At 68.6% G+C, this 5,294-nt stretch carries 7 protein-coding genes and 1 pseudogene; all 8 read left to right on the forward strand.

The window, feature by feature from the left end:
• A partial coding sequence (gene ccmB, locus FW784_RS12440) for a heme exporter protein CcmB (RefSeq protein WP_149353656.1) occupies positions 1-609 on the forward strand: 609 nt, incomplete at its 5' end.
• A 96-nt stretch (positions 610-705) separates the two neighbouring features.
• Positions 706-1,455 carry a heme ABC transporter permease gene (locus tag FW784_RS12445; RefSeq protein WP_149353657.1) on the forward strand — a complete coding sequence of 250 codons (750 nt, stop codon included), beginning with the start codon at positions 706-708 and terminating at the stop codon, positions 1,453-1,455.
• Positions 1,452-1,622, forward strand: a complete 171-nt coding sequence (gene ccmD, locus FW784_RS12450) for a heme exporter protein CcmD (RefSeq protein WP_149353658.1) — start codon at positions 1,452-1,454, stop codon at positions 1,620-1,622. The genes FW784_RS12445 and ccmD overlap by 4 nt, the downstream gene beginning before the upstream one ends.
• Positions 1,619-2,137, forward strand: a complete 519-nt coding sequence (gene ccmE / locus FW784_RS12455; protein WP_149353659.1) for a cytochrome c maturation protein CcmE — start codon at positions 1,619-1,621, stop codon at positions 2,135-2,137. Before ccmD ends, ccmE begins: the two co-directional genes overlap by 4 nt.
• 14 nt (positions 2,138-2,151) lie before the next feature.
• Positions 2,152-4,119: a heme lyase CcmF/NrfE family subunit gene (locus FW784_RS12460; protein WP_149353661.1), complete on the forward strand. Its 1,968-nt coding sequence runs from the start codon at positions 2,152-2,154 to the stop codon at positions 4,117-4,119.
• Complete coding sequence (locus FW784_RS12465) at positions 4,116-4,667, forward strand: DsbE family thiol:disulfide interchange protein (protein WP_425481647.1); 552 nt, start codon at positions 4,116-4,118, stop codon at positions 4,665-4,667. The genes FW784_RS12460 and FW784_RS12465 overlap by 4 nt, the downstream gene beginning before the upstream one ends.
• Positions 4,657-5,103, forward strand: coding sequence for a cytochrome c-type biogenesis protein (locus FW784_RS12470; RefSeq protein WP_149353660.1), 447 nt, complete (start codon positions 4,657-4,659; stop codon positions 5,101-5,103). Before FW784_RS12465 ends, FW784_RS12470 begins: the two co-directional genes overlap by 11 nt.
• Positions 5,103-5,294: pseudogene (locus tag FW784_RS12475) on the forward strand (cytochrome C biogenesis protein); the annotation flags it as partial. The gene FW784_RS12470 and the pseudogene FW784_RS12475, both read left to right, overlap by 1 nt.

Genomic DNA, 5,294 nt, shown 5'->3' on the forward strand with positions numbered 1-5,294 from the left:
GGCGACGCCCTGCAGCCGGCGCTGTTCGCCGTCCTGGTGGTCGTGCTGTTCGCGCTGGCGCTCGGCGCCGATGCGCAGGTGCTTCCGAAGGTCGCCAGTGCCGTGCTGTGGCTGGCCGTGCTGCTCGCTGGCCTGCTGGCGCTCGACGGCCTGTTCCGGGCCGACGCAGAGGACGGCTCACTCGAGCAGTGGATGCTCGCGCCCGTGCCGCTCGCCTGGCTCGTGCTGGTGAGGACCGCCACGCACTGGGCGACCTCCGCGTTGCCGCTGCTGGTCGCCACCCCGGTGCTGGCGCTCCTGCTGCACCTGCCATCCGGCCAGTTGCCGGTGCTGATGTGCTCGCTTGCCCTCGGCACGCCGCTGCTCAGCCTCATCGGTGCGGTCATCGCGGCGCTTACGGTCGGCATGAAGCGCTCCGGTATACTTGTCGCGCTGCTGGCCCTGCCGCTTTACGTGCCGGTGCTCGTTTTCGGCGCGGGAAGCGTCGTCGCCGCGTCGCAGGGTCTCGACCCTTCCGGTGCACTCCTGCTCCTCGGCGCCGGGCTGGTCGCGAGCCTGTTGCTGGCCCCGCTCGCGGCTGCCGCTGCACTCCGCATCGCGCTGAACTGAGGGGCCCGAATTGAGTCCGATCAAGCGCCGGTCCGCGCATCGCGCGGATCCTGACCCGCACCCGATGGCGCCCCGCCCGACCGACCGCACGCATCGATGAATCCGCTGGTCCGCTGGTTCCACCAATTGGGGTCACCGCCCTACTTCGACCGCTTCGCCGCGCGCTGGGCGAAGTGGGGCTATGCGCTGGGCCTGCTGCTGATGCTGCCGGGCCTCTACGGCGCGTTGTTCCAGGTGCCGCCCGACTACCAGCAGGGCGACAGCTTCCGGATCCTCTACATCCACGTGCCGTCGGCGTGGATGAGCATGGCGGTGTTCGCCGCGATGGCCTTCTACGCTGCGATTGCGCTCGTGTGGCGCATCAAGCTGTGCGAGATCCTGGCCATGGCCTGCGCGCCCGTCGGGGCCGGCTTCACGCTGATCACGCTCCTGACCGGCTCGATCTGGGGTCGCCCGATGTGGGGCACCTGGTGGGACTGGGATCCGCGCCTGACCACCGAACTGATCCTGCTGTTCCTCTACCTCGGTGTGATCGGCATCTACAACGCGATCGACGACCGCCGGATCGCCGCACGCGCCGCGTCGTTCCTCGCGCTGGTGGGCGTGGTGCTGCTGCCGATCATTCACTACTCGGTGGTCTGGTGGAACTCGCTGCACCAGGGCCAGACCATCCGTCTGTTCGGCAAGTCGTCGATGGATGCGTCCATGCTCGCGCCGCTCATGTGGATGACGCTGGGCACTCACGTCTGGTTCGTCGGCGCGCTACTCGCGCGTGCACGCGCCGACAACCTCCGTCGCGAGGCCGGCAAGGCCTGGGTCGCGAACGCCGCGGGAGCGACCTCGTGACGTATGCGGGCTACGTCGCAGCGGCCTATGCGGTTTTCGCGATCGTGCTCGCGTGGGACTTCGTAGCGACGCGCCTGCAGATCGCCCGGCACCTGCGCGACGCACGGCGTCGCGTCGCACGCAACACCAACCGCGCGCGCCCGACGCGCGCCATGGAAACAAAATGAACCCGATCCGTCGTCGCCGCCTGTTGTGGGTTCTGGTGCTCGTCCTCGGAGCGGGGCTCGCTGCAACGCTCGTCGCGATGGCGCTGCAACGCAATGTCGCCTACCTGTACACGCCGTCGGAGATCTACGGCGGCCAGGCGGGCGCCAACGTGCGGGGCGGCGATGCGAAGTTCCGTCTCGGCGGCATGGTCGCGCGTGGCTCGTTCAAGCGCGCCAGCGGGTCGATGGAAGCGCATTTCGCCGTCACCGACGGCGACCGCGTGATGCCGGTCGTCTACACCGGAATCCTTCCCGACCTGTTCCGCGAGGACCAGGCCGTGATCGCGACGGGACACATGCAGGGCGATCGCTTCGTGGCCGAACAGGTACTGGCGAAGCACGACGAGTCCTACATGCCCAAGGAGGTCGCGGAGAAGATGGGCAGGGCGCATCGCAAGCACGACGTCGCGAACGCCGCCACGAACCGCGGCGTGGAATCGTCGCAGCCGGTCACCCCGGCCGGAGCCATGCAATGACAGCCGTACTCGCGATGCTGCCCGAGCTGGGCCAGTTCGCGCTGCTGCTCGCATTCGTCGTCGCGTTGGTGCAGGCGACGCTTCCGATCATCGGCGCGCATCGCGGCATCGCGTCCTGGACGGACGTGGCGCGGCCAGCCGCCTATGCGCACCTGGCGTGCGTGGCGGTCGCGTTCATGGTGCTTACGGTCGCGTTCGTCACGCAGGATTTCTCGGTCAAGTACGTAGCCGAGAACAGCAACTCGCTGCTGCCCTTGCCATATCGCTATTCGGCCGTGTGGGGATCGCACGAGGGTTCGCTGCTGCTATGGGCGCTGGTGCTTGCGCTGTGGACGGGCGCGGTCGCGACGTTCTCGCGCGGGCTGCCGCGGCATGTCGTCGCACGCGTGATCTCGGTCATGGGCATCGTCGCGGTCGGCTTCCTGGCCTTCCTGATCTTCACCAGCAATCCGTTCGCGCGGTTGCTGCCGGCGGTCGCGGAAGGCCGCGACCTCAATCCACTGCTGCAGGACCCGGGCCTGATCGTGCATCCGCCGATGCTCTATACGGGCTACGTGGGGTTCGCGGTGCCGTTCGCGTTCGCGATCGCGGCGCTGCTCGAAGGGAACGTCGATTCGCGCTGGCTCCGCTGGACGCGCCCGTGGACCAATGTGGCGTGGGCCTGCCTCACCGCCGGCATCGCACTCGGCTCCTGGTGGGCGTACTACGAGCTCGGCTGGGGCGGCTGGTGGTTCTGGGATCCGGTCGAGAACGCTTCGTTCATGCCGTGGCTCGCGGGCGCCGCGCTTATCCACTCGCAGGCGGTCACGGAAAAGCGTGGCGGCTTCGTCGGCTGGACATTGCTGCTCGCGATCGCCGCGTTCTCGCTGTCACTGCTGGGCACCTTCCTCGTGCGCTCGGGCGTGCTGACCAGCGTCCACGCATTCGCGGCCGACCCGACGCGAGGTACGTTCGTTCTGATCTTCCTCGGCATCGTCGTCGGCGGATCGCTGCTGCTGTACGCGCTGCGCGCCCCGGAAGGCCCGGCAACCCAAGGTGCGTTCTTCGCCTCCTACTCGCGCGAGACGCTGATTCTGGTCAACAACGTGCTCCTGACCGCTTCGTGCGCGATGGTGCTGCTGGGCACGCTGTATCCGCTGCTGGCCGACGCGCTCGACCTCGGCAAGATCTCCGTGGGTCCGCCCTACTTCTCGTCGTTCTTCGTGCCGATGATCGGCGTGCTTGCGCTGCTGCTGCCGTTCGGCCCGCTGACGCGCTGGCAACGGGACGACCCCGCGCGCCCGGCCAAGCTGCTCGCCCCGCTGCTGGTGCTGGCGCTGATCGTGGGGATCGCGACGTTCATCCTGCTGCCGCAGGGCGGCTGGAAGACCGCGCTGGGCGCAGCGGGCGTGGCATGGGTGGTGCTCGGAACGATGCGATTCGTCGTGCAGCGCATCCGCACGCCCGGCGCGCGTTTCACCGGCGAGATGGTCGGAATGATCCTTGCGCACACGGGCGTCGGCATATTCGTCGTCGGCGCGCTTCTGGTAGAAGGCCTGTCGCAACAACACGAACTCGCGCTGCGCCCCGGGCAATCGGTCGACCTCGCCGGCTACTCGTTCCGTTTCGACGGCGTGGCGCACTCGCGCGGGCCGAACTACGAGGCGGACACCGGTAGCGTCGTTGTGACTCAAGGCGATCGCGTGGTCGCGGTGATGCATCCGGAAAAACGCAGCTATGCGAGCGGCGGCCAGGTCATGACGGAAGCGGCGATCGTGCCCGGCGTTGCCCGGGACCTGTACGTCGCGCTCGGTGAACCGCTCGGCGGAGGCGCTTGGGCGATGCGCGTGCACGTGAAGCCGTTCGTGCGCTGGATCTGGTCCGGCGCGGTGTTGATGGCGCTGGGCGGATTGGCGGCAGCGTCCGACCGACGTTTCCGCCGGGGGCGCGTGGTCGTCGCACCGGAACCCGGCGACGCGATCGCATCGGGCGTGCGCCTGTGACTCGCGCGCGTTGGGCCCCGCTTGCTCTGTTCGCCGTGCTTGCGGCGTTGCTGGCAGCCGGCGTATGGCTGAGCCGAAAGCCCGGCCGCGAGGCGCTGCCCTCCCCGCTGATCGGTAAACCCACGCCCGCATTCGCGCTGCCTTCGCTGCACGCGCCCGGCCGCATCGTGCGCGCGGCCGACCTTCGCGGCGCGCCCTACCTGCTCAACGTGTGGGGCAGCTGGTGCCCGGCGTGCCGCGAGGAACACCCCGTCGTGACCAGTTTCGCCGAGACCAAGCGTCTTCGCGTCGTCGGCTACAACTGGAAGGACGAACGCGCCGACGCGCTGCGATGGCTCGAACAGTTCGGCAATCCGTACTGGCTGGTTCTCGTCGACATGCAGGGTGATACGGCGATCGACTTCGGCATCTACGGCGCGCCGGAAACGTACCTGGTCGACGCCAACGGGCGCATCCGCTGGAAGCACGTCGGGCCGCTGAGCGACGCCATCATCCACGACGAATTGCTGCCACAGCTGCATGCGCTGGAGTCCGAACATGGCGCGTAGGCTCGCGGCCGTGCTGGTGGGCTTGCTGGTGATCGCGTCGGCGGGTGCGCAGGTCGCCGACCGCCGCCCGCTGCAGTTCCGCGACGCCGCCGAAGAAACCCGCTTCCGGGACCTCACGCACGAGCTTCGTTGCGTGATGTGCCAGAACCAGTCCATTGCCGATTCCGAAGCGCAGATCGCCGTCGACCTGCGTCGAGAAATCCTGCGGCTCATGCGCGAGGGTCGCAGCGACGACGAGATCCGGCGCTTCCTGGTCGACCGCTACGGCGAATTCGTGTTGTATCGACCGGGCATCGAGCCCGGCACGTGGCTGCTCTGGTTCGGCCCGTTCGCGGCGCTACTGGTCGGTGGCGGGCTGGTCTGGCGCAGCGTTCGCCAACGGTCGACGGCATCGTCGCAAGCCATGGCGTCGAACGACGACGGTGGCGACTGGTGATGACCTATCCGTTCATTGCATTGGCGCTCGCATTCGGCGTGGCGATCCTCATGCTGGCGTTCTGGCCGCTGATTCGCCGGCGACCCTCCGTGGGCGGCGCGCTCGCGGGCGCCGCGCTGGTGGTCGTCGCGTCGCTATACCTGCTGGTGGGCACGCCCGCTGCGCTCGACCCCGCGAACGTGCGCCGGCCG

The organism is Cognatilysobacter lacus, from assembly GCF_008274655.1.
In the GTDB taxonomy this organism is placed as follows: Bacteria; Pseudomonadota; Gammaproteobacteria; order Xanthomonadales; family Xanthomonadaceae; genus Cognatilysobacter; species Cognatilysobacter lacus.

Bases quoted from the DNA above. Each gene is read 5' to 3' on its own strand.
- FW784_RS12445 (WP_149353657.1), top strand. From the start codon at position 706: ATGAATCCGCTGGTCCGCTGGTTCCACCAATTGGGGTCACCGCCCTAC.
- ccmE (WP_149353659.1), top strand. From the start codon at position 1,619: ATGAACCCGATCCGTCGTCGCCGCCTGTTGTGGGTTCTGGTGCTCGTC.
- FW784_RS12460 (WP_149353661.1), top strand. From the start codon at position 2,152: ATGCTGCCCGAGCTGGGCCAGTTCGCGCTGCTGCTCGCATTCGTCGTC.
- FW784_RS12470 (WP_149353660.1), top strand. From the start codon at position 4,657: ATGGCGCGTAGGCTCGCGGCCGTGCTGGTGGGCTTGCTGGTGATCGCG.